Origin of the sequence: Clostridium punense, assembly GCF_017874425.1 — a bacterium.
Classification (GTDB): Bacteria; Bacillota; Clostridia; order Clostridiales; family Clostridiaceae; genus Clostridium_J; species Clostridium_J punense.
The window spans coordinates 67,091-91,432 of record NZ_JAGGLL010000003.1; the positions used below are offsets into that span (position 1 = coordinate 67,091).

Below are 24,342 nucleotides of genomic sequence, written 5' to 3' on the forward strand. Positions count from 1 at the left end.
GATTTGAAGAAAATTTCATTTAAAAATAAGGTTTCAAAAATGATGGTAGCTTTCCTACTAATAGGTTTTTTAGGTATGGCTTATAATGTGAAGGCAACAGTTAATACACCAGATTTAAATATCGCTGCCAGCATAAGTAAATCATCCATTTATGTAAATGAGGAATTTCAGGTTACCTATAGAGTTCAGCCACAGCCATTAGGATTAAATGATATAAATAAGAAAGCAAATAAAGAAATTATCTTGGTTATTGATACTTCGGGAAGTATGAATGAGTATATAACAAACTCTAAAACAAGGATTCAAGCATTAAAAGAAGCTGCGAATAACTTCATAGATAAATTTAAAAATGAAGCTACTATAAAGATAGGAATTGTAACCTATGATTATTATGGGAGAAAAACTAAAGCTTTAACTGAGGCAACCTCCCAAAGTGATTTAAAAAATGTTATTAACGGTCTTAGTGCAGAAGGAGCTACTAATATTGGAGATGGTATAAGAGTTGCCAATAGTATGTTTTCAAGTGATGCATCTACAAAGAAATATTTAGTTTTAATGTCAGATGGAATGCCTACAGCATTATCTTATACCGGAGAAGCAGGGGGGAGTTATAAGGATAGGTATTCAAAGGAAAGCTATTACAAATCTCCAAACATATATTGGTGGGAATCATTTTTTGAAAAAAGTTCAAGGTGGCAGTATTATACTAATACAATGAATACACAAGGACTAAAGTATGGAACTTATGGAAATACAGATCCCAAAAATATTTGTTTAGAATATAGTACTACCATGGCATCAGAATTAAAGAAGGATAGTATAACTAACTATATAATTGGGTTTAGTGGTGGTAGTGATAGTAGTAAGCTTACTCAAATTGCCACAGCAAGCGCTGGGACTTATTATGATGCAAGAAGTGCTACAGCTATTAGTCAAGTATATTCTGATATTGGGGATAAAATAAAAGCAGATTATTCAGTAGAGGGAGTTAAGGTGAACTTCACATTACCTAATGGATTAGAATATGTGATGGATAGTTTTGATACATCAGTAAATGGAAATGATTACTCAAAATCCGTTTCAAGTATATCATATAAATTAAATTCAACAAATACTCAATATATTGCTGAAGCTTTTGATGTAACTCTAAAATTTAAAGGAATTACAAAGGGTTACTATGAGTTATCAGGAACTGGATGGAACATTTCCTATAAAGATGTTAATGGTAATATTGTCAACAAACTCTTGCCAAAAACTCAAATTACTATTGAAAAATATAATACGGAATTTGCGGTATCAAGAAGACTTTTGCCAGAACAAAATGGTGGGAAATACAATGTAAACAATGAGTTTCAAATAGAATATTCTATTGTACCACAACCAATAAAAATAGAAACTACCCAAAAAACTAAAGAGATAATGCTTGTAGTAGATACATCAGGTAGCATGGCCTGGTCAGTAGAAAAAGATAATGATTATACTAAACCGTCTAGAATTGAATTGACTAAAACTGCATTAAATAACTTTATAAACAAATTTAGTAACGCTGGTAATGTAAAAATTGGACTTATAACCTATGCTGATAAGGGAAGAGTATATACTAATAATAGCATTAGTTTGTTTGATTATAGCAATATACTTGGCATGAGAAATACTATAAATGGCTTAACACCGAATGGTGGAACCAATATAGGTGACGGTTTAAGAAGAGCGGCATGGGCTTTATCGTCGAATAAGGATGCCAATAAGTATATTGTAATGATGACGGATGGAGAACCAACATTTTATTCCTATTATGATTCAAAATATTATACAGAATTAGATAACAAAGATGTATATACTAATAGTAATGGAAATGACTATGAAAAAGGATTAGAATACACTAATTTAGTAGCAGGCATTTTAAGAGAGAATAAGGATTTAAATATTAAGACTTTTTCGATCGGATTTTCAAAGGGTGCAAATGCTGAGAAACTTAGAGAAATTTCAACAAGTGCTGGTGGAGAATATTTTGATGCTACAAGTAATAACATTGATGCAATTAATGAAGTGTATAGTAGCATTGCTGACCAGATAAAAACTGATATATCTTTAAGTAATGTGAAGTTTTCGCAAACATTGCCTGATGGGCTAGTTTTGACAGAAAACGGAAGCAATTCTTTAATTAAAGATTTAAGAGTGAATTATACCTATAATAATACTACAAAGCAGTATGAAGCAGAGCCTATAAACTTTACGGTTAATGTAAAAGGTACTAAGGTAGGTAATTATGAGTTAAGTAGAGATGCTAAATTCACTTATACAGATTTTGATGGCACTCCTGGCGAAAAAGTTTTTGACTCTCTTAATATTTCTATCTTAGATACTTATATCATAAAGCAAGGGCTTTTCCAACCAAATGGGAATAATCCTAATATTATTCATGTTGGAGAAAAAAACATAAAATACATTAGCGATTCAAGTCTAAATATAGCTCCAAAAGTTGAATATCAACTTGCTGCATTTATAAGAACTAATGGACAAGATACGTCAATAAATATTAAGCTAAACTTAGGAAACAACGTTGACGTAACTAAGATTAAAGTTGCATCTGTTAACGTATATTCTATTAGTACAGATGGTTCTCTTGTCAAATTAACATCATCAACACCTATTGTAGAAAATGATGAAAGTGGTACTCCTAATATTAAAGTAACTTTGGCTAGAGAAGCTACTAATGGATATAAGTACTATATAATTAATTATAATTACATGGTGGCGGATGTAAATGAGGGTTCTAGTGGCTTGATTATAAATAGGGCAGGTATTACAGATTCAAGTAAATACAACGATTTTCAAACAAAGATAGTTGCTATGCCAGATGTTTTTTAATCATGAATTTTATAATGATTAAATGATAATAAAAATAAAACTTGATTGAGTATTCAACCAAGTTTTATTTTTATATTTAACAACTGTACAAATAATTGGTAGGTATTTAGTTTAAAAAAATTATAGTTTGTAAACTTACCTAATTACCCTTAATTTGCTGTGAGTGTAGCCATGACTTTATTATTAGCATTTAGTTCAAAATAATTTTACATAATTAAAGGGAAATATTTAGATTTATAATGTTTTTAAGTTTATAATTTGGACACACTTATAGACAAGTAAAATATAATTATTACTTAATTAAGGATTTAGGTGATTAAAATATGAATAAAAAAAATTGTGCAGGAAAAAAGAACGGATTTACTCTCATTGAACTAATCATAGTAATAGCAGTAATCGGTATAATTACATCAATAGCTGTTCCAAACTATATGTCCTATAAGAATGATGCAAAGGTAAAGGCAGATGAAATAACTGCTCAAAACATAGCAATAGCAGTTAAAGTTGAGTTAAGCAAGGGTTTAACCCTAGAGAATATTAGCAATAGCGGATATAAGAAAATTGCAGATGGGTATTTTAATGGAGTAATGCCGAAGTCTCAAATAACAGGGGAGAGTTTTATTATAAGTATAGTTAATAATAGCAATATTGCTGTAAGTACCACTAAATACAAGCTATATCCAGAGTTTCAGAAAATTAATTAAGGGATAGAAGTTACCATTAACTCTATCCCTTAATCCATGATTAGTGTTGTATACACATACACCTGCTTAAAACCAATAAAAGTTTTATTGAACTTTATACATTAACTAACAATATCTAAGTAAAGAAATAAAGATAACTTAGGACATTGTGATGATCATGCAGTGAAAACTAATAATTATTTTGTAAGTTTTTCTATACCAATTCTAATTCTATTTAAAGTCTCTTCTTTACCAAGAATTTCAGCTATTTCGAAGGCGCCACCTGGTGTTGCAGCTTTTCCAGAGATGGCAGTTCTTATAGGCCAAAGCATTTGACCATTTTTAATTCCTAAAGTTTCAACTAGTTTCATCATCTCATCATGCAGAACTTCTGCTTTCCAATCACTAATTGTCTCTAATACTGGTAGTGCAGCTTTTAAGCTTTCTAGAGAGTTTTCTTCAGTTGTTTTCATCTTTTTATGAATATAAAGTTCAGTACTATACTCTGGAAGCTCATCAATAAAGTCTATTCTCTCAGGAATGTCCGTTAACACTTCAGCTCTGCTTTGTACTAAGTTACTGATTTTAAAAAAATCTGTATTTGGATTTTTAACTACAGTTTTAATATAAGGCTCAGCCATTTTAAAGAAAGCTTCGGGGCTTTGCTTTTTAATATATTCACTATTCATCCATTTTAGCTTTTGCATATCAAATACAGCTGGAGATTTATTGATTTTTCTATAATCAAAAATTTTAACAAGGTCTTCTAAGGAAAACATTTCTTCATTAGTTCCTGGGTTCCAGCCAAGTAATGCTACAAAGTTTACTATGGTATCAATTAAGTAGCCTTGCTCATAAAGGTCTTCAAAGGAAGAGTGACCACTTCTTTTACTTAACTTTTGGTGTTCCTCATTTGTTATAAGTGGACAATGAACATATACTGGTACTTCCCATCCAAAAGCTTCATATAATCTATTGTATTTAGGAGAAGAAGATAAGTATTCATTTCCTCTAACTACATGAGTTATGCCCATTAGATGGTCATCTACTACATTAGCAAAGTTATAAGTTGGAAGTCCATCTGATTTTATTAGTACCATATCATCTAACTCATTATTTGGCACAGAAATTGTTCCATAAATTTCATCTTCAAAAGTAGTGAAGCCTTCAGTAGGATTGTTTTGTCTTATTACATAAGGAAGTCCTGCTGCTAAGTTTTTCTCTACTTCCTCTTTTGAAAGGTGAGAACAATGTTTATCATATCTAAAAGTTCCACCTTTTTCTTCAGTTTCTGCTCTTAAAGCATCTAATCTTTCTTTGTCACAGAAGCAGTAGTAAGCTTCTCCTTTAGATACTAATTCTTTAGCATACTCTAGATAAAGTCCTTTTCTTTCACTTTGAATATAAGGACCTACTGGGCCTCCTACATCTGGCCCTTCATCATGATGTAATCCTGTAAGGTTTAAAGTGTTATATATTATATCTATAGCACCTTCAACAAATCTTTCTTGATCCGTGTCTTCAATTCTTAATATAAAATCTCCATCTTTATGCTTAGCAATTAGATAAGCATAAAGAGCTGTTCTTAAATTTCCTACGTGCATTCTACCCGTTGGACTAGGTGCATATCTAGTTCTAACTTTATTCATTTTATTCACTCCTGATTTTTCTATTTAATATTAATAGGTTATGCCTAAGAAGGTTACTATTTTTTTCTTTCATTTAAGAAAACATACTTAGGTAATCCGTTTTCATATTTAATTTTTGGCTCACCCATAATAAGTGGAAGAGTGTAATCATAAGCTTCTTTAGTTACATTGTTGCCCTCAGCATTTATCCACTCTTTAGGGAAGTATTTTATGGTATTAGCAACCTTAGAAGTATGAACAGCAAAAGGTTCAGATTTATAAGGGTTATTTTGAATTCTTCTAATACCAATCATATTTCCACTTTCACCTTCAATAGAATATTCTAAAGCAAAGGCACCGCTTTCATAAGCTTCATCAATATCAGTTTGTGAAGCAAAGTGCATTGCACAGCGTTGAAGAGTAGAAAGCTCTACAGCTCTTACCTTTTTACAAATACCATTTTCAGTGATTAAATTTTTAAGGTACACGCAAACTCCACCTAATTGTGCATGACCAAATTTATCATATCCTGCGTTGGATTGCATTTCTCCAAGGAATACTCCTTCAGCGGTTCTTATTCCTTCAGAAACCACAATAACAAGTCTGTTCTTTTCTTTTAATTTATTCTCTACATCCTTTAAGAATTTATTAGTATCAAAAGGAATTTCAGGAAGGTAGATTAAGTCAACTGCAGGCTCTCCGTTTAAAGTTGCTATACAGGAACTTGCTGCAAGCCAACCAGTATCTCTTCCCATGGCTTCCATGATGAATATGTTTTTAGTTTCATAAACACTAGCATCTAAGCTGTTTTCTAATGCTATTGTTGCAATAAACTTAGCTGCGCTTCCAAACCCAGGAGTATGATCCATTATTGGAAGATCATTATCTATAGTTTTTGGAACTCCTATAAACTTTATATCAATACTATGTTCTTTAGCATAGTTACTTAATTTATGAACTGTATCCATAGAATCATTTCCACCTATGTAAAAGAAGGTTTTAATTTGGTTCTTTTCAAGAATTTCAAATAACTTAATATATTCTTCTTTACTTTGTTCATAGGATTTTAACTTATATCTGCAAGAACCTAAGCCAGAAGATGGTGTGTATTTAAGACCATGTACTGATTCTTTGTCTAATTCACAAAGGTTAATAATATTTTCTTTTAAAATTCCTTCTATGCCATTTAATCCAGCAAAAACTTTGTCGTAATATTTTAATTCCTCATTTTTTTCGAATATACCTATTGCACTGGCATTAATAACAGAGGTAGGACCTCCGGATTGAGCTACTATACAATTTCTCATGTTGTGTACTCCCTTCAAAATTCATTACTTTTTACATTATAATATAAATCCTTCTTTGTAACAATTGTAACTATAAATATTATTATCCTATTTAGGTAAAAAATATATGATATAATAATAATTTAAGAAGCTAATTATTTATAAAAGCTTTAACTATTCTTTATGTGAAGCAATGAGATATTTAAGAGCATTTTAAACTATAACAATATATTTATACCATTAATTTTATAGTCTAATTCGCCATGGCATTGATAATGGTAGATTAATAGGTATACTTTTCAATATTATATATTAGCAGTATAACAAGAGAAGTATATTGCCATAGCTCAATTTATGCTGAGGAAAATTAATTTTAAGAAATAAGTGCGCTTAATTTTAAAACTTCTCATAGTAGAATTTGTTAAAGTAATTAATAAAATTCAACATTTAAACCTAAGGAGGAAAGAGTATTATGAAATTATACCCTGTAGAAAAAGAAGATAAGTATGGATATGTAAATATAGATGGAGAAGTAGTTATTCCCTTTAAGTTTGACTTTGCAGATGAGTTTGAAAATAACATGGCCTTTGTTGAAGTTGAGGGATTATGTGGCTTTATTAATGAAGATGGCGAGTTTATTATCAAGCCTAAGTATGATGATATAAACTATTTTAATGAAGGTATGGCAGTGGTAGAAATTCACCACAAGTACGGTTATATTAATGCTCAGGGAGAAGAAGTTATAAATATAAAATATGAAGATGCTAAGGGCTTTACAAAGGGCTTAGCGGCAGTAAAGATTTTAGGTAAATATGGCTATATAAATTATAAAGGCGAAATGATAATTAAACCTTCCTTTGATGAAGCTAGTGAGTTTAATGAAAATGGGTTAGCTCTTGTAAAAAAAGGCGAAAAATATGGTTACATTGATACTAATGGTAATGTTGTTATTGATTTAATTTATGATTTCGCTAATGAGTTCATAGAAGATCTTGCAGCAGTAGCGATAGGAGAAGAGTATTACTTTATTGATACAAAGGGGCATAAAGTAATAGAAGGAGGCTTTGACTTTATAGGTAACTTTAGTGAAGGATTAGCACCAGTATCCATAGAGGACATTTGGGGATTTGTTAACAAAACTGGGGAACTTATCATTAAGCCTAAATATCACTGGGCAGATAATTTTAGTAATGGCTATGCAGTTATATCAATGGATGATAAGTATGGTTTTATAGATAAGAGTGGAAAGGTAGTTGTTGAACCTGAGTATGACAATGTATTTGATTTTAGTGAAGATTTATTTTCTATAGAAGTTAATGGATTATGGGGATACATTGATATTAATGGAAATAACATAATAGAACCTAAATTTGAGGAAGCTGAAAATTTTATAAATGGAATAGCTAAGGTTAAATATAGAGGAAAAGAAACATATACTAAGAAGGATGGAAATTTAATCTGCTAATCTAAAATCTTATTTATAGTGAAATAAAGTACTGCATTAGTAGAGCTAATTTTACTTTGCATTTTCTTTAATATAAGTTGCTTCAAATTTTCTTATAATGAAGAGGTAATTTTGAAATTTATATATTTAGTTAATTAATGAATTTATGAGATTATAAATCATAGTATCAAATATAACTAATTTTTAGCAGTTGAATATTTATAGAGTAATTACTTGTTTAAATTAGTTGTTTTAACTAAATGATTATGATATTAAAACTAACTAATGCAAAAATATATAACAAAAGCCACAGTATAAATAATTATATTAAACAATTATTGTGGTTTAATGAATATATGGTTTTAATTGGAAATAAAAGATTGGATAGGGGGATAAAAATGAGAGTAATTGACTTGCACTGCGATACTGTAATGAAGTTAATGCAAGGAAGGGAAAAGGTTAATTTAAGAAAAAATGACTTTTCAGTGGACTTGGAAAGACTTAAAAAATCTAATTCTATGGCACAATTCTTTGCACTTTTTATTGAAAAACAGTACGTTGATAATGCTTTTGAGTTTTGTATGGACATGGCGGATAGGATTCACGAGGAAATCAAAAACAATAATGAAATTATAAAACTAGCTACAAACTATGAGGAGCTGATAAAAAATAATGAAGAAGGAAAAATTTCAGCGTTCTTAACCATAGAAGAGGGTGGGGCTTTAAAAGGAAAGCTATCTAACTTGAGAAACTTTTATAAACTAGGAGTTAGACTTATAACCTTAACTTGGAACTATGAAAATGAAATTGGATATCCAAATAAAAATATAGATTTTATAAATAAAGGACTAAAGGACTTTGGCTTAGAAGTAGTTGAAGAAATGAATAATTTAGGTATGGTTATTGATGTATCTCACCTATCTGATGGAGGTTTTTATGATGTAGCTAAGCATTCTAAAGATCCTTTTGTAGCTTCTCATTCAAATGCCAGAGAAATTTGTGGTCATAGAAGAAACCTAACCGATGAGATGATTAAAATTCTAAGTAACAAAGGTGGAGTTACAGGTATTAATTTCGAAAGAAGTTTTTTAAATAATGAAGAAAGAAGTAATATTGAAGATATGCTAAGACATATAAATCACATTTATGATATAGGTGGTATTGATGTCATTGCTTTAGGTACAGATTTAGACGGCATAAATTCTAAGGGCATTGAAATAGACAACATTGGGGATATTCACAAATTATCTAATGCCTTACTAAAAGATGGATTTACTGAGGACGAAGTTGAAAAGATTTTTTATAAAAATGCTATGAGATTAATAAAAGATGTAATGAAATAAGTATATGTATACTATCTAATAAGTATAATAATAAGAAAGCAAAGATATTTAAGCTTTGCTTTTTTATAATATATAAGAGAATAATGTAATTTATAGAAATCAGAGAGTGTTAAAGAAACTAAGAAAGTTCATTTATTAAAAAATGTTTACTTAGCTTCTTATAAATTTAATATAATTTCATAATTTTACAACTATTCTACTTATTTTTCTGGTAGAATATAATTAAAGATAATATTTCCTGCACTAAAAAAGGAGAGATAGTATGAAGTATCCTAAAATCGTATACAAACCATCACAAAATGCCATTGAACTAAAAAAAGTAGATATCGAAGGAAATGTTTGCGGTGAGTTTGTTGAGTTTACAATTAATCACGTGTATGAGAATAAAGGCAAGGGGGATGTGGAAGCAGTTTATAACTTTCCAATTCCAGAAACTGCTGTATTATCAGGGTTTGAAGCTAATATTGGTGGCAGAACCATTAAAGGCAAGGTAGAAGGAAAAGATGAAATTGACAAAATTTATAATAATGTAGCTGAGCAAGGCACTAGTAATTTTTTACTTGAAGAATTCAACGAAAATAACTTTAGAATTTCTATTGGAAAGATTCTATCAGGTGAGACCATAAATATTAAAATTTCCTATATTGAGGATTTAATTTATGACAATAACAGACTTAAGCTCACTATACCTAAAGTTATTCCACCTGTTAAGGCCTATTCTAACAACAAGAAACCTATTGCGATAATTAAAAATAACCATAATTATAGGTTAAATTTAAACTTACTTGTGGAGTCCTTTGAAGAAATAAAAATTTCTTGTCCTACTCACGAAATAGCTGTTGAAGGCGGAGAAAATAATCTATATAAAGTGACTCTAGAAAATGAAGAACAAAAATTAACTGAGGATATGGTAATTTATCTTGAAGAACAAGAACTTCAAGAAACTACAGGAATGGTTTATGAGAATTACAGAGAGAAGAATGGAATTTTATATTTAAGATTCATTCCAGATATTCAAGATATTAATAATATAAACTATGGTAATTATATTTTCTTAGTTGATATTTCTGAGTCTATGAAGGGCGACAAAATTAAAGAGGCTAAAAGAGCTCTTCAACTATGCTTAAGAAACTTAACTGAACATGACACCTTTAATATTGTAGCTATGGGTGATAAATTACACTACTTCTCAACTGAAAGAAGAGTAATCTTTAGCGAAGAAAGTTTAAAGAATGCTTCAGAGTGGATTGATAGTTTGCAATGTGAAGAAGATGCTGTAATCTTTGAAGGGATTAAATATGCTTTTGAAAGGGAGCATGAAGGTGAAGAAAACACTATTTTACTATTCACTGATGACATAGTAGATGATGAAAAAGAAATCCTAGATTATGTAGATGAGATTTGCATGGAAAGCAGAATATTCCCCTTTGGAATTGATGCTTCAGTTAATACTTATTTTATTAATAAACTTGCGAGAATTACTTATGGTAAAGCTGAGTTTATCAATGGGAAAAGAAGAATTGAAAATTCTGTTTTAAAGCAATTTAATAGAATAAGAGGACTACAAATAACAGATATAGAAATCGATTGGGGTAACATGAAGGTAGAAAAAACCTACCCAAGAACTATAGAGTATATGTATGATGAGGAACCTTTTTCTATCTTTGCAAAAGTAGAAGGACCTCTTGAGGGCGTAGTGACTTTAAGAGGTAAAGTTAGAAATAGAAGGGTTCAAAGAAGAATAAGCCTAACAAATTTAGATTTAGAAGTTAATGCAAACTTAATAGAGAAGGTTTGGTATAAAAAGAGATTGGAGTCTTTAGAAAATAGAATTGTATATGAGCGCGGCGAAGTTTTTAACTCAATGAAAAATAAGATTATAGAACTATCAACTAAAGTTGGAGTAATAAGTAGTGAAACCTCATTTATTCTCTTAGAAGAACTTTATGAACCAGTATTAGGTATTGCTATAAGAAAGTTTTTGCCTGTGAAGGTTCAAGATGTAGAGGATGAAACTACTTCAACAACGCCAAGCCTATATTACAACCATTCCTTAAATGGAGTTTCTTTCAATGAGGAAATATTAAGCTTAGATTTGAGAGAAGAGCTTTTAAGAATTTTAGCTACTCAACAATTAGCTAGTGGAGCCTTTGCTAATTCTTATGAAGAAGAAAAATACGCTAAATTTATGTCTACTTTAAAAGGTATTCTTGCCTTTACTCTAGGAAAAGAGGACATAACTATTTATAAAAATCTCCTCGATAAGGCATTAAATTATGTTATTGATAATTCTGAAGAGGAAATTAGTAATGAAGAAGCTATACTTCCCTTTGTATACTTAACTTTAAAAACTGCGCTGAATAAAGGTATAATAAAATCTGAGGTGCGTGAAGTCTTTGCATACAAATGTAAGGATCTTGAAGATGTTTTAGAGAATAGAGGTATTGATGTATCAAAAATAGAAGAAGAGTTTATAAACTTTATTACAAATAATTCTGAAGGTCAAGATACCTTAAATACTTTAATTGATAAAACTATATTAAAAACTAAATAATTTCTTTGAGCAATAGCTCTAGGATAAAAGCATCCCAATTTTTAAGCTGTGTGAAAGTTATAAGTAAAAATTGCGGGTGCTTTTGTTTATTATATTAAGCATATATGGTACATTAATTAGAGATATATAGTATGCAAATGAATTTTCATGAAATATAAGCTATAATGTTAAAGAAGTAAGATGCAAGGGTGATTACTTATGATTAAATGGGAAGTGAAATCAGAGAGTTATATTTTAAATGCTAGAAACCACATAAAGAGTGAATTTCTAAAGCTATTAGAAATTAATAATCACAGCTTTACAGCAAATGCTTTAGAAGGAAAAAGTATTTTGTTAAGTAATAGTTTTATAAAAAAACTATTTTATTTATATGATGATAACTTTTTAAAGGGACAGTTAGAAAAATTTATTGGAGATAAAATGAAGTTTTCTCTTTCTAAAAGGATGACCTCTTCTGGTGGCAAATCAATTTTCAGCAAATCAGTTCAAGGTTATAGCTATGAAATCAGAATAAGTTTACCAGTTTTAAATAATTTTTATTTAACTAATAGTGAAAAAAGAGTATCAGGGTTAGTCGTACTTGATCATATTGAGGCTTTAATGATTATAATGGAACATGAGATATGCCATGTTATTGAGTTTTATAATTATGGGCAATCAAATTGTAAGGCTTATAGGTTTAAGAAAATCAGCATAGAAATATTTAATCATAAGGGGGTTTATCATGAAATTCCCTCAGAAAAAAGTTTAAATAAAAAAAATAAAAGTACCAATATATCTGTTGGAGATAAAGTTAAGTTTACTTTTAAGGACAAAATTTATGAAGGATTTGTGTCTAATATAACTAAAAGAGCAACAGTAATGGTATTAGATAGCAAAGGACAGTATAAGGATAAAGAAGGAAATAGGTATGGTAAATGGTATGTTCCTTTAAGTAACTTACATAAATAAAGGAGTAGATTTTGATGATAAAAGGAATTTTTTTTGATTTAGATGGAACACTAATAAACACTAATAAGCTAATAGTTAGCTCTTTTCAATATGTGTTTAAAGAGAATTTAAATTTAATGGTAGAAGAACAGGAAATAGTTCAATATTTTGGGGAGCCTTTATCTTATACTATGGCTAAATACACAAAGGATAGGGTAGAAGAATTAGTTCAAAAGTATGTGGAGTATTCTCTTTCTATCCATGATGAATATACAGAAGGGTTTGAGGGGGTTGAGGAAGGTTTAAGCTATCTTAAAGAAAAGGGCTATAAATTAGCAATAGTAACTTCAAAAAGAAGAAGCACGGCTTTAAGAGGGCTAAGATTATTTGACTTAGAAAAATACTTTGATGTGATTATATCTCCAGAAGACACAGAGAAGCACAAACCTTGCGGGGAGCCAGTTTTAAAAGCTTGTGAAGTGCTAGATTTGTCACCTGAAGAAGTTTTAATGGTAGGAGACAGTCACAATGACATATTATGTGGGAGAAATGCTGGGACAAAAACTTGCCTTGTTAAGTATACAGCACTACCTTTAGAAAAGCTTTTAGAGCATAAGCCAGATTATGTTATAGAATCCATTGAAGATATTGGGAATATAATATAAAAAGACAGGCATTGCGCGCCTGTCTATACCCTAGGGATTTAGTGAGAACTTAAAATAATCTACGTTTTATAGTGTATATATAATAGTTTTATGGAAATAAATTTATTATATTTTGACTATTATTTATTAAATAGAGTAGTGGAGGAACATTATCCATTATTCATAGGATAATATTCTATAGTTACACCTATGTAATTATAGAATTCTATTTAAAAATATCTCAATTATTTTAGGTTCTCTTCCTATTCATAGAGTTTCCTAATATAAAATAAATATTATTAAAATTTTGTAAACTTAATGATGGATCTATGAATCTCATGGTTTTATTAATGAACTATAAAGTAAGTGCTAGTCATGATATTTAAATTACATAACTTGATAACTTTAAGGAAAGGGTTTATATTAAAAATTATTTTCCACAAAACTTCTTAATGGACTCTTAAATTTTTATATTAAGAAAAGAAACTCTTAATTTAGTTTATTTATTCATTAAAGATTTTAACAAATCTACTACAAAATGAATATCTTCTTCTGATATCCAATAATGAGTAACGAATCTCATTAAACCATCTTCTTCTCCATTAATTTTAATTCCCTTTTCAAGGAACTTCTCCACTACATGGTCACTTACTAATCCAGTATCTGTCATATCAAAGAAAACCATGTTTAGATGAATGTCTTCTAGATTTAGTTTTATTCCAGGTATTTTTTGTAGCTCCTTTGCTAAAAGGATAGCTTTTTCATGGTCTGTTTTTAAGTTCTCTCTCATTTCTTTTAGTGCAACTAAACCTGCAGCTGCTAGAAATCCTGCTTGTCTTAAACCACCGCCCATAAGTTTTCTATTCTTTTTAGCTTTTGATATAAAGTCTTTTTTACCAGCTAGTATAGAGCCTACTGGAGCACAAAGGCCTTTAGATAAACAAAACATTACAGAATCTACATTTTTAGTAACTTCTTTTACATCAACATTTAAATAAGAAGATGCGTTAAATAATCTAGCGCCATCAAGGTGAACTTGAAGAGTATGTTTTTTAGCAACCTGATAAATTTCTTCCATAACTTTTAGAGATACAACTCTACCACTAGAGTGAGCATTTTCAACACAGATTAAAGATGTTTTAGGATAGTGAATATCTTCTTCTTTTCTAATTCTTTTTTCTATTTCCACTGGGTTTAAAGTGCCATGATCGCTTTGAACTGTTCTTAGTTGAACACCAGCAATCACAGAAGCTGCACCGACTTCGTGAGCAACAATATGGCAGTCATCACCAAGAATAACTTCATCTCCTCTATGACAATGAGTAAGTAGTGCTAATTGGTTACCAAAAGTACCACTTGGTACAAATAGAGCAGCCTCCATGCCCACAAGCTCAGCGGCATATTTTTCTAATTCTTTTATAGTAGGATCATCATCATAAACATCGTCTCCTACCATAGCATTAAACATTGCTTCTCTCATCTTATCAGTAGGTTGCGTAACAGTATCACTTCTTAAGTCTATTATTCTCATAACTTTTCCTCCATTTTTATATAGTATAGGAAATGTGGTATATAACTAAATTTAAATTACTACCATTACTTCCTTAGGACTTATAAGTAAATTGTAAAAACTCCATGTTGAAAGCCTTTACATATACATTATAAATTATTTAGACTAATAATGAAATATATTATAGGAATTTATGGTATAATGAAAAAAGTAAGGTGAAAAAGTCCTTACTATTTTAATTTATAATTAAAGTTTTAGTATTGTAATTATATAGAAAAATTTCGTGACAAACGAACCTAAGAAAGTACCGTTCTAAACAAAAGTCTTTTATTGCAAAAAAGTTGATTTTTGCGCTATTATATAATTGGTATAGAAGCTTAGATAGTTAGAACTAAAAATGTTACTAAACTTTAGATTATAAAAAACAAATTACATTAAAGAGGACTTAAAATGAATAAAGCATTATTTGTTACAGAAAAGCCATCAGTTGCTATGGACTATGTAAACTTATTAAAGCTTAAGGGAACAAAGAGAGATGGTTACATTGAGTGTGATAAGGCTATCTTCACTTGGTGTGTAGGTCATATGGTAACCATGAGTTATCCACAAGCTTATGATGATAAATTAAAGTCATGGTCTTTAGAAACTTTGCCTTTTTTACCACATGAATATAAATACGAAGTTATACCAACGGTTAAAAAACAGTTTGAAGTTGTAAAAAACCTACTTCTTCGTCAGGATGTAGATACTATATATGTTTGTACTGACTCTGGAAGAGAGGGAGAGTACATTTATAGACTGGTAGATGAAATGGTTGGTGTAAACAATAAGATTAAAAAGAGAGTTTGGATAGACTCGCAAACCGAAGAGGAGATTAAAAGGGGTATAAGAGAAGCTAAGGATTTGTCAGCTTACGATACCCTAGCTAATTCTGCTTATCTTAGAGCTAAAGAAGATTATCTTCAGGGAATAAACTTCTCCAGACTACTAACTTTAATTTATGGTCGAAGCTTAGCTAAACTTCTAAAAGAAGAGAAGGTGGTTATAGCTGTAGGTAGAGTTATGTCTTGTGTTCTTGCTATGATTGTAGATAGAGAAAGAGAAGTTAAGGAATTTGAAAAAACTGTGTTTCACAAGGTTCAAGGGGAATTTCATACCTCTGAAGGTGATTTTACTGGTGAGTGGAAGGTTCAAGAAAAATCTAGATATTTTAATAGCGAAAAGTTATATAATGATAATGGATTTTTAAAAAGAGAACATAGTGAAGAATTATTAAATTTTGTAAATAGTAATAAACAGAACATAGAAATAACAAATATAAATAAAGCAAAGGAGAAAAAAAATCCACCATTGCTATTTAACTTAGCAGAACTTCAAAATGAGTGTTCAAAAAGATTTAAAATTAATCCGGATGAGACTCTAGGAGTTGTTCAAAGTTTATATGAAAAGAAGATTGTCACTTATCCAAGAACTGATGCTAGAGTTTTATCTTCAGCTGTAGCAAAGGAAATAAACAAAACTTTAAATAAACTATTAAGATTTAAAGAAATTGGAGATATTAACAATAATGTTAATACCATCATAAATGAAAAGTGGTATTCAAAATTATTGAAATCAAAGTACGTAGATGATACTAAGATTACAGACCACTATGCTATAATACCAACTGGGGAAGGACTAGAAGGTTATAACAGACTAAATTCCATAGAAAAATCAGTTTTTGAGTTGATTCTTAGAAGGTTTTTATCTATCTTTTATCCTGCGGCTGAGTACAGCAAGATATCTATTGAAGTTAATATTAATAATGAATATTTTTACTCCAACGAGAAGGTTTGTGTTGAAAAGGGATACCTTGTTATAGCTAATAATAAGGAAGAAAAAGAAGAAAAAAGCGAAAGTAACTTAAATAAGATAAGAAAGAACTCTCCCATAGAGTTAATGGAGCTGAATATAAAAGAGGGGGAGACCTCTCCGCCTAAATATTACACCTCGGGATCTATAATTCTAGCTATGGAGAATGCGGGAAAACTAATAGAGGATGAGGAGCTAAGAGAGCATATAAAGGGTGCGGGGATAGGTACAAGTGCTACAAGAGCAGAAATCTTAAAGAAGCTTGAAAGAATAGAGTATATTCAAACAAACAAGAAGAGCCAAGTAGTACATCCTACCTTAAAGGGAGAACTTATATATGAAACTATAAAAACCTCAATTCCATCTCTTTTAAACCCTAAACTTACTGCTAGTTGGGAAAAGGGACTTAAAATGATTACAGAGGGTGAAATTGACTCTGAAGAGTTTATGTGTAAACTGGAGAATTATATAAAGGATAATGTAAAAAGAGTATTGTCTAATAACAATGTAATTGATTATAGCAATGCACTGGAAGGGCTATGCTCTGAGGAAAATACTAAGTTAAGCAAGTCTGATCTAGATGAAGTTTTAGGAATATGTCCAATATGTAGAGTAGGACATATAGTAAAAAATGCAAAGGGTTATGGCTGTACTAACTGGAAGAGTGGCTGTAAATTTTTTATTGCTGACATATGTGGAGTTACTATTTCACCAGTGTACCTTAGACAATTAATAACTAGTGGAAAAACTGAATTAATTCCAGGTTTTGTTTCTAAAAAGGGGAACAAATTTAGTGCCCGTTTGAAAATTGACGATAATAATATAATAATGGATTTTAATTAGTGCGTGGAGGCGTTTATGCTTAGTTTTAAAAATTTAACTATTGAAGATAAAAATATTATTAAGCCCTATATTACACCATATAAATTTAACACCTGTGAGTTTTCTTTTGCAACACTAGTTATTTGGAGTAGGGCTTGTAATATAGAATATACAATTGAAGAGGGAGTTTTAATTATAAAAAAGAAGGATTATCATGGTAAAAGCCACCTTGTACAACTCCTTGGATATGATAAAAATTCTTTAAAACCAATAGTTGAAACTCTTAAAGAAGAAAAGAAAACGACAGGTTTAGATTATCTATTTAAAGAAGTAGAGTGGAATTTTGTCCAGGATTTAATTCAGGTTTATGGAGATCAGGTTATATATGAAGAAGATAGAGATAATTTCGATTATATCTATGAAAGTAATAGTCTAATAACTATGACAGGAAAAGTTCTTCATAAAAAAAGAAACCATTTTAACAAATTTGATAAAGGCTATAACCATAGACTAGAGATTATTAATAGCTTAGAAGTTAGAGAAGACTGTAAAAGAGTAGCGAAAATATGGCATGATAGTTATGGAATCTATGATAAACTTACAGATTACGAATTAGAAGCTATAAACCAGGTTCTTGATCATTGGGATTTACTAGACTTAAAAGGAGTAGCTGTTTACGTAGATAATAATATTGCCGGATTTAGCATTGGAGAAATTGTTAATGAGGAAATGGCTATTATTCATTTTGAAAAAGGTGATAAAGATTACTCAGGGGTATTTGCATTTATAAACCAAAAATCCACTGAAATGTTATACAGTGATATACCTTATATAAATAGGGAAGATGATATGGGATTACCAGGGCTTAGAATTGCAAAAATGTCCTATGGGCCAGTAAAACTAGAGAAAAAGTATACTATAATAGATATTTTGTAGGGGGAATTTTAAATATGATGTGTTTATTAAAGGGAAAAAAAGTTAAGTTGGCAGCTGTGAGAGAATCAGACATTCCAGTAATTGAAAAATGGTACAATGATATGAACTTTTTAAGGCATTTTGATAAATTGATAGCGGTTCCAAGAGAAAATACATATATATCAAATTTTATAAAGGGTATGCAAGATGCTAATAATGAAATTATCTTTGCGGTTAGAGATATTGAAGATGATAAATTAATAGGTATAACTGGTTTTGAAAATATACAATGGAATAATAGGGTTGCAACAATATTTATTGGTATTGGAGAAGAAGGTTATAGAGGAAAAGGAATTGGAAAAGAAGCTATGTCTCTAACTATAGATTATGGATTTAATGAGTTAAACCTACATAAGCTTCAGCTTACAGTGCTTGGGTATAACACTGCTGCAATTGCTCTTTACGAATCTTTAGGCTTTATAAAAGAAGGAGTATTTAGAGAGTTTATATTAAGAGATAAACAAAGATATGATTTGGTGAATTATGGAATAATACACCATGAATGGATAAACAAAAGCCTATAAAGAGTTACTCTTTATAGGCTTTTTCGATGTTATCTAAAAAGGGATTTTTTCCTTCTTTTCTTTCTTTTAAACTTAACTCTAATAATTATAATTGAAGAAACAATTATAATTAGAGCCAATAAAGCTAAGATGTAGTATAAAGCATTATCCTTTATAATTTGCATTTTGGATATGTTCGGGAATAGCTCATAGCTTTCAGAATAATTTCTAATCTTTACATCTACTTTACCTACTGGTTTATCTGCACTAAGCTTCCAAGGACTTACATCATCAATATTGTAATTAAGTTCTGGAGTTAACCCTGTATCATAAAGGTTTATATCCTTATGTAAGGTAACAGGAACTTTTATAGTTCTAGTAGGTCCTATAAAAGGAATTGACTTATATTTTAAGGTAATTGATTGTAACTCCTTTCCTTTTTCTAAGTATACTTGCTTATCAGCAGTGAAGCTGTACTCCACAAGCTTTTCCATATCCTCAAACACCTTTGTGTCTGCAGGAAAGTTATACTCAGAATTTAATACTACGGTAGCAATGGTACGTCCATTCCTTTCGTATATTGTAAATAGACAGCGACCAGATTTTGTAGTATATCCTGTTTTGCCACCGATGTTTCCATTGATACCAAGGAGCTTGTTTCTATTTTCTATTACTGCAATAGGACCATTTGAGGATTTAACTTCAGAAGTCTTTTTTGCAATAGTTGCCTTAACCCATGGATTGTTATAAACTGCTTCACCAAGTAGGGTTAAGTCATAAGCACTAGTATAATGATCATTAGTGTTGTCATCTAATCCATTTGGGGTTACAAAGTTGGTGTTTGTCATGTTTAAAGCTTTAGCTTTTTCATTCATAAGTTTGCTAAAGTTTTCAACGTTACCCCCTAGGTTTTCAGCAATCATATAAGCTATGTCATTACCTGAATAAAGTAAAAGAATATCCATAGCATTAGCACCGCTAAAGGTTTCACCTGCTTGAACAGGATGAACATTAAGCCCATAAGAATAATCAGGTTGAGTTTTAGCACCTTGAGGATAAGTTAAATTATCTTCAGGTTTCTTATTTTCTGCAAGTAATAATGCTGTCATAAGTTTAGTTATACTTGCAGGTTGTCTTTTTTCATCAATATTTTTAGCATAAATTATTTCTTTAGTATTCAAATCTACGGCAATTGCAGAAGTTCCTATAAGTTCAGGAGCTGGTGCAGCCAATGCAGTAGAAGAGAAAAGTAAGCTAAAGGTTAATGCTAAAGATATTACCTTTTTTTTCATCAATTTGCATCTCTCCATTTGCCTAAAGTATAAACATAGTATAACACTATGAATAATTTAGAACAAGGGGACAAAGTTAGCAATTTTAGGTATAATCATAGTATATAATAATAGTAATAAGTAAAACGAAGAAAATAATAAAATATATATGTGCATTGAGGTTTAAAAGAATAAAAAAGCTGAACTTTGAGGAAGGTCATTTGAAGAATCACTTGGAAAGGATGTTAACTATGATAAATAATATAGAAAAGGTTTTTAAAGATAGAAAAGCAATGCCAATTGGAAAGTACAAAAATAGTGCGGTACTTGTTTTATTGCAACAGGTTAATGGAGAAGAGCATGTGATTTTTGAAGTAAGATCTAACAAATTAACTCATCAACCAGGAGATGTTTGTTTACCAGGAGGTATGATTGAAGAAGGTGAAAATCCAAGGGATACTGCAATAAGAGAGGCTATGGAGGAACTAAATCTATCTTTAGATGAAATTCAGTATGTTGGGGAATTGGATTATTTCATAAGCCCTTATGGCATGTTTATGTATCCTTTTATAGGTAAAACAAATAAAATTGAAATAGAACCAAGTGAGTATGAAGTTGATCATATATTTACAGTACCCTTGAAATTTTTTATGGAACAGGAACCTTTACTGTATAATATGGAAATAGGCCCAACAAACCAAGAAGGCTTTCCTTTTCATTTAATAAATGGAGGAAAAAACTATAAATTTAGAAATGGCATTTTAAAAGAATATTTTTACGAGTACAACAATTATGTAATATGGGGATTTACAGCGCAAATTATTAAAACTTTTGTAGATATCTTAAAAAAAGAAATGAACTAATTATAAATATATTTTTATAAAGGAAAAAGTAGAATTTAAAAGCATATAATTATAAAAGGGTTTTAATATTTAAAATGTGTGGGGTGGGGTTATGGAAAGTATTATAAAATGGCAAGAACAGACTTTAGGGGAAAAGGTTGTGAAAGCTCTTCAAAATAATGAATTTCATGCTATCTATGTACAATCTAAAGAAGAAGCAGTAGCCTTTATTATGTATCATATAAATAAAGGAACTGTAGTTGGTATTGGAGGTTCAGTGACAATCGGCCAATTAAATATAGAACGCAACATTATAGAAAATGGAGGAACTTTACTAAAGCACACTGAGGGTTCTACTGACAAAGAAAGAGTTGAAATTATGAGAAAACAATTACTAAGTGATGTTTACTTATGCAGCTCTAATGCAGTAACCCTAGATGGATATTTAGTAAATATTGATGGAGCTGGAAATAGAGTAGCAGCAATGACCTTTGGACCTAAGAAAACAATCATAATTGTGGGGGTAAATAAAATTGTTAAGGATGAAGCTAGTGCGTTTGAAACACTGAAACTTGGAGCATGTCCGCTGAACAATAAAAGATTAAACTTACAAAACCCTTGTACTGTTGGAGGAATTTGCACTGAGTGTAATAGTAATAGGAGAATTTGCAGAATTTATTCCACTATTAAACGAAGACCTATAAGAAGTGATATTACAGTTGTAGTTGTAGGAGAACACTTAGGTTTTTAAACTAAAAGAGAAAAATGGTTTGTCAAAATATATCTAATTACGCAGAAAGTTTCTTTATTTTACCATTATATTATAATAATATATTATTTCACTAAAATTTTTAAATTAATTATAATTAATTTAATAAAACATATAGAATTTTCAAAAAAATGCTTCATTTTATTCTTATTATAATCTATAATTGTGTTATTAGCTTTGGTAGGGATGGGGTGTTATAATGTCAAAATGTCCTTTTTTGACTACACGTGATGAAGTAGTTGAATGCTTTAAAGAGTGTTCACTTTACAAATGGACAGAAAATGAAAATAAATGTCCTTTTGTAGAACTCAAAAATTTCAAATCAATTTCCATAAAAAACATCTATGATTATGATTTGTTTAGAGAGGACAAGACTTCACCATTAAATATTTTATATGGAGAAAGTTATCTTTAAAAGATAATATTTTAATGATTTGATTACAATGATTTAAAAAGTAACACCCTTATGTAGTTTACATAAGGGTGTTACTTTTTCCTTTAGTGGCTTCCACAGGAGTTTTTGCAACCACCACAAGATTTAGAACAATCCTTTTGGAAGCCAGGTAAACTTTTTAAAGTAGGTTTAATTAAATAGTTACCCTTATTTAAGTAAACAATTACTTCTTCAACCTTCTCTGAAAGCTCACCATCATAACATATAGTTAAATCCTCAATTTTATTGCAAATATCTGTAGGTTTTGGTACATCTAGCATGAGTTGAACCTTTGATGATTTACAGCAACCATCTTCATAATATAATCTGAAACAACTATAATTATCATGAAATTTAAGCAAATTTAACATATCGTTGTAGGCATTGTTTGCAATTTTTATCTTAACTTTTCTCATATTATTTATTTAATCCTATCTTTGTTTTTATTCAAAAACCGATGAATATTCATGAAGTAATGCTTCCTTTAATTCCCATAACTTATGGGATAAGTCTACATAATAAGCATGTGGGTTTTCCAATCTTAAAACCTCAGGCCAAAGCTTATTTCTTTCTTCTAGGCTATATTCTCTGATATCCATTACTGAAGGACTCTTATAAATTAAATTTCCATTATCAAAAATCTTAACCATAAGTTCTTTGCAGTAGAATTCCTTTATTTTTTTTCTTTTCCAAGTGTAGTTTGGATCGAAAAGTTCTAAAGCAGAACTTTCATTTATAACCTCATCATGCAAAGTAATTAAGTCAGCTACAGCCTTTTTAGAACCTTTATCATATATCCTGTACAATTTTTTAAATGCAGGGTTAGTAATCTTTTCTACATTTTCACTAATTTTAATTTTAGGTATAATTTTATTATCTTTTTCAATAGCTACAAGTTTGTAAACCCCACCGAAGACAGGTTCACTTCTAGCGGTAATTAATCGTTCACCAACACCAAAGCTATCTATCTTAGCACCATTTTCAAGGACACCTCTAATTATAAACTCATCTAGGGAGTTGGATACAGTAATTTTCACATCCTCATATCCAGCTTCATCTAGAAGCTTTCTAACTTCTTTAGATAGGTAAGTAATATCACCACTATCTATACGAACAGCCTTAGGACGCTTGCCTAAAGGCTTTAAGACTTCATTAAATACTTTTATAGCATTTGGTATTCCAGATTTTAAAACATTATAAGTATCTACTAAAAGCACCGTATTATCAGAGTAAGTTTCAGCCCAAGCTTTAAAAGCATCATATTCGCTATCAAATAGCTGAACCCAGGAATGTGCCATAGTTCCTATAGCTGGAATATTAAACATTTCATCAGCAATAGTACAAGCGGTTGAACTACAACCACCGATTACAGCAGCTCTTGCACCATATATAGCACCGTCATAACCTTGTGCTCTTCTTGATCCAAACTCCATTACTGCTCTTCCTTTGGCTGCTTCGCAAATTCTAGCTGATTTTGTAGCTATTAAAGTTTGATGGTTAACTGTTAATAAAACCATAGTTTCAATAAATTGTGCCTGCATTATTGGCCCTCTAACAGTAATTAGTGGCTCATTAGGAAACACGGGAGAGCCCTCTGGAATAGCCCAAACATCACAGGTAAACTTAAAGTTAAGCAGATACTCCAAAAAGTCATCACTAAAAAGGTTTTTACTCCTTAAGTAATCTATGTCATTTTTAGTAAATTTTAAATTCGAAAGATACTCAATTAGCTGTTCAACACCAGCCATTATACAGTATCCACCACCATCAGGAATTCTTCTAAAAAACATATCAAAATATGCTATTGTATCCTGAACACCCTTATTTAAATAACCATTTGCCATTGTTAGCTCGTAAAAATCTACCAGCATGGTAAGATTTCTTTGATTTTTCACATCAAATTCAGTAAATGTATTCATTTCTGTTCCCCTTACTATTTAATGATTATGAATTTAATTCATATTAATGTCCACTATATATTAC

Annotated in this window: 19 protein-coding genes; 13 read left to right on the forward strand and 6 right to left on the reverse strand. The window is 30.2% G+C overall.

Features of this window, described 5'->3' with window-relative positions; translation table 11 throughout:
• Positions 1-3 precede the first annotated feature (3 nt).
• Together J2Z44_RS02485 and J2Z44_RS02490 are read left to right on the forward strand one after the other, a co-directional pair.
• Positions 4-2,871, forward strand: coding sequence for a vWA domain-containing protein (locus J2Z44_RS02485; protein ID WP_021284011.1), 2,868 nt, complete (start codon positions 4-6; stop codon positions 2,869-2,871).
• Positions 2,872-3,194: 323 nt separating this feature from the next.
• Positions 3,195-3,575 carry a type II secretion system protein gene (locus J2Z44_RS02490; protein WP_021284012.1) on the forward strand — a complete coding sequence of 127 codons (381 nt, stop codon included), beginning with the start codon at positions 3,195-3,197 and terminating at the stop codon, positions 3,573-3,575.
• Positions 3,576-3,751: 176 nt separating this feature from the next.
• Here J2Z44_RS02490 and gltX read toward each other — a convergent pair whose 3' ends face one another.
• Both gltX and J2Z44_RS02500 read right to left on the reverse strand, forming a co-directional pair.
• Positions 3,752-5,203: a glutamate--tRNA ligase gene (gltX, locus tag J2Z44_RS02495; protein WP_021284013.1), complete on the reverse strand. Its 1,452-nt coding sequence runs from the start codon at positions 5,201-5,203 to the stop codon at positions 3,752-3,754.
• A 56-nt stretch (positions 5,204-5,259) separates the two neighbouring features.
• Positions 5,260-6,489, reverse strand: a complete 1,230-nt coding sequence (locus tag J2Z44_RS02500; RefSeq protein WP_021284014.1) for a 6-phosphofructokinase — start codon at positions 6,487-6,489, stop codon at positions 5,260-5,262.
• 451 nt (positions 6,490-6,940) lie between these two features.
• On the opposite strand from J2Z44_RS02500, the gene J2Z44_RS02505 reads away from it, so the two are divergent.
• The 5 genes from J2Z44_RS02505 to ppaX all read left to right on the forward strand — a co-directional run bounded on the left by J2Z44_RS02505 (position 6,941) and on the right by ppaX (position 13,404).
• On the forward strand, positions 6,941-7,933 hold the full coding sequence (locus J2Z44_RS02505) for a WG repeat-containing protein (RefSeq protein WP_021284015.1): 993 nt from the start codon (positions 6,941-6,943) through the stop codon (positions 7,931-7,933).
• Between the two features lie 377 nt (positions 7,934-8,310).
• Entirely contained in the window at positions 8,311-9,255 is a 945-nt protein-coding gene (locus tag J2Z44_RS02510) for a dipeptidase (protein ID WP_021284016.1), read from the forward strand.
• A 262-nt stretch (positions 9,256-9,517) separates the two neighbouring features.
• Complete coding sequence (locus J2Z44_RS02515) at positions 9,518-11,809, forward strand: VIT and vWA domain-containing protein (protein ID WP_021284017.1); 2,292 nt, start codon at positions 9,518-9,520, stop codon at positions 11,807-11,809.
• A 198-nt stretch (positions 11,810-12,007) separates the two neighbouring features.
• On the forward strand, positions 12,008-12,760 hold the full coding sequence (locus J2Z44_RS02520; protein WP_021284018.1) for a SprT family zinc-dependent metalloprotease: 753 nt from the start codon (positions 12,008-12,010) through the stop codon (positions 12,758-12,760).
• 14 nt (positions 12,761-12,774) lie between these two features.
• Complete coding sequence (gene ppaX, locus J2Z44_RS02525) at positions 12,775-13,404, forward strand: pyrophosphatase PpaX (protein WP_021284019.1); 630 nt, start codon at positions 12,775-12,777, stop codon at positions 13,402-13,404.
• 478 nt (positions 13,405-13,882) lie between these two features.
• Here the strand turns inward: ppaX and ltaE are convergent, their stop codons facing one another.
• Positions 13,883-14,914, reverse strand: a complete 1,032-nt coding sequence (gene ltaE, locus J2Z44_RS02530; protein ID WP_209649313.1) for a low-specificity L-threonine aldolase — start codon at positions 14,912-14,914, stop codon at positions 13,883-13,885.
• Positions 14,915-15,343: 429 nt separating this feature from the next.
• Between ltaE and J2Z44_RS02535 the strand changes: the two genes are divergently transcribed.
• From J2Z44_RS02535 to J2Z44_RS02545, 3 genes are read left to right on the forward strand one after another with little or no spacing between them, the layout of a single operon-like run.
• Positions 15,344-17,587, forward strand: a complete 2,244-nt coding sequence (locus J2Z44_RS02535) for a type IA DNA topoisomerase (RefSeq protein ID WP_209649314.1) — start codon at positions 15,344-15,346, stop codon at positions 17,585-17,587.
• Between the two features lie 15 nt (positions 17,588-17,602).
• Positions 17,603-18,502 (forward strand): DUF2156 domain-containing protein, encoded by a 900-nt coding sequence (locus J2Z44_RS02540; protein ID WP_021284024.1) that lies wholly within the window; start codon positions 17,603-17,605, stop codon positions 18,500-18,502.
• Positions 18,503-18,516: 14 nt separating this feature from the next.
• On the forward strand, positions 18,517-19,065 hold the full coding sequence (locus tag J2Z44_RS02545) for a GNAT family N-acetyltransferase (protein ID WP_021284025.1): 549 nt from the start codon (positions 18,517-18,519) through the stop codon (positions 19,063-19,065).
• Positions 19,066-19,094: 29 nt separating this feature from the next.
• On the opposite strand, the gene J2Z44_RS02550 is transcribed toward J2Z44_RS02545, so the two are convergent.
• Positions 19,095-20,336, reverse strand: coding sequence for a D-alanyl-D-alanine carboxypeptidase family protein (locus J2Z44_RS02550; RefSeq protein WP_021284026.1), 1,242 nt, complete (start codon positions 20,334-20,336; stop codon positions 19,095-19,097).
• A 230-nt stretch (positions 20,337-20,566) separates the two neighbouring features.
• Between J2Z44_RS02550 and J2Z44_RS02555 the strand changes: the two genes are divergently transcribed.
• From J2Z44_RS02555 to J2Z44_RS02565, 3 genes are all read left to right on the forward strand, one after another.
• A complete protein-coding gene (locus J2Z44_RS02555) occupies positions 20,567-21,178 on the forward strand; it encodes an NUDIX hydrolase (RefSeq protein ID WP_021284027.1) in 612 nt (203 codons plus the stop codon).
• A 91-nt stretch (positions 21,179-21,269) separates the two neighbouring features.
• Positions 21,270-21,908, forward strand: coding sequence for a lactate utilization protein (locus J2Z44_RS02560; protein ID WP_021284028.1), 639 nt, complete (start codon positions 21,270-21,272; stop codon positions 21,906-21,908).
• Between the two features lie 217 nt (positions 21,909-22,125).
• Positions 22,126-22,341: a hypothetical protein gene (locus J2Z44_RS02565; RefSeq protein ID WP_021284029.1), complete on the forward strand. Its 216-nt coding sequence runs from the start codon at positions 22,126-22,128 to the stop codon at positions 22,339-22,341.
• Between the two features lie 83 nt (positions 22,342-22,424).
• Here the strand turns inward: J2Z44_RS02565 and J2Z44_RS02570 are convergent, their stop codons facing one another.
• Both J2Z44_RS02570 and J2Z44_RS02575 read right to left on the reverse strand, forming a co-directional pair.
• The gene (locus tag J2Z44_RS02570; protein ID WP_021284030.1) at positions 22,425-22,775 is read right to left on the reverse strand and encodes a hypothetical protein; all 351 of its coding nucleotides are present in this window, start codon (positions 22,773-22,775) and stop codon (positions 22,425-22,427) included.
• 27 nt (positions 22,776-22,802) lie between these two features.
• Positions 22,803-24,278, reverse strand: coding sequence for a nicotinate phosphoribosyltransferase (locus J2Z44_RS02575; RefSeq protein WP_209649315.1), 1,476 nt, complete (start codon positions 24,276-24,278; stop codon positions 22,803-22,805).
• Positions 24,279-24,342: the final 64 nt, after the last annotated feature.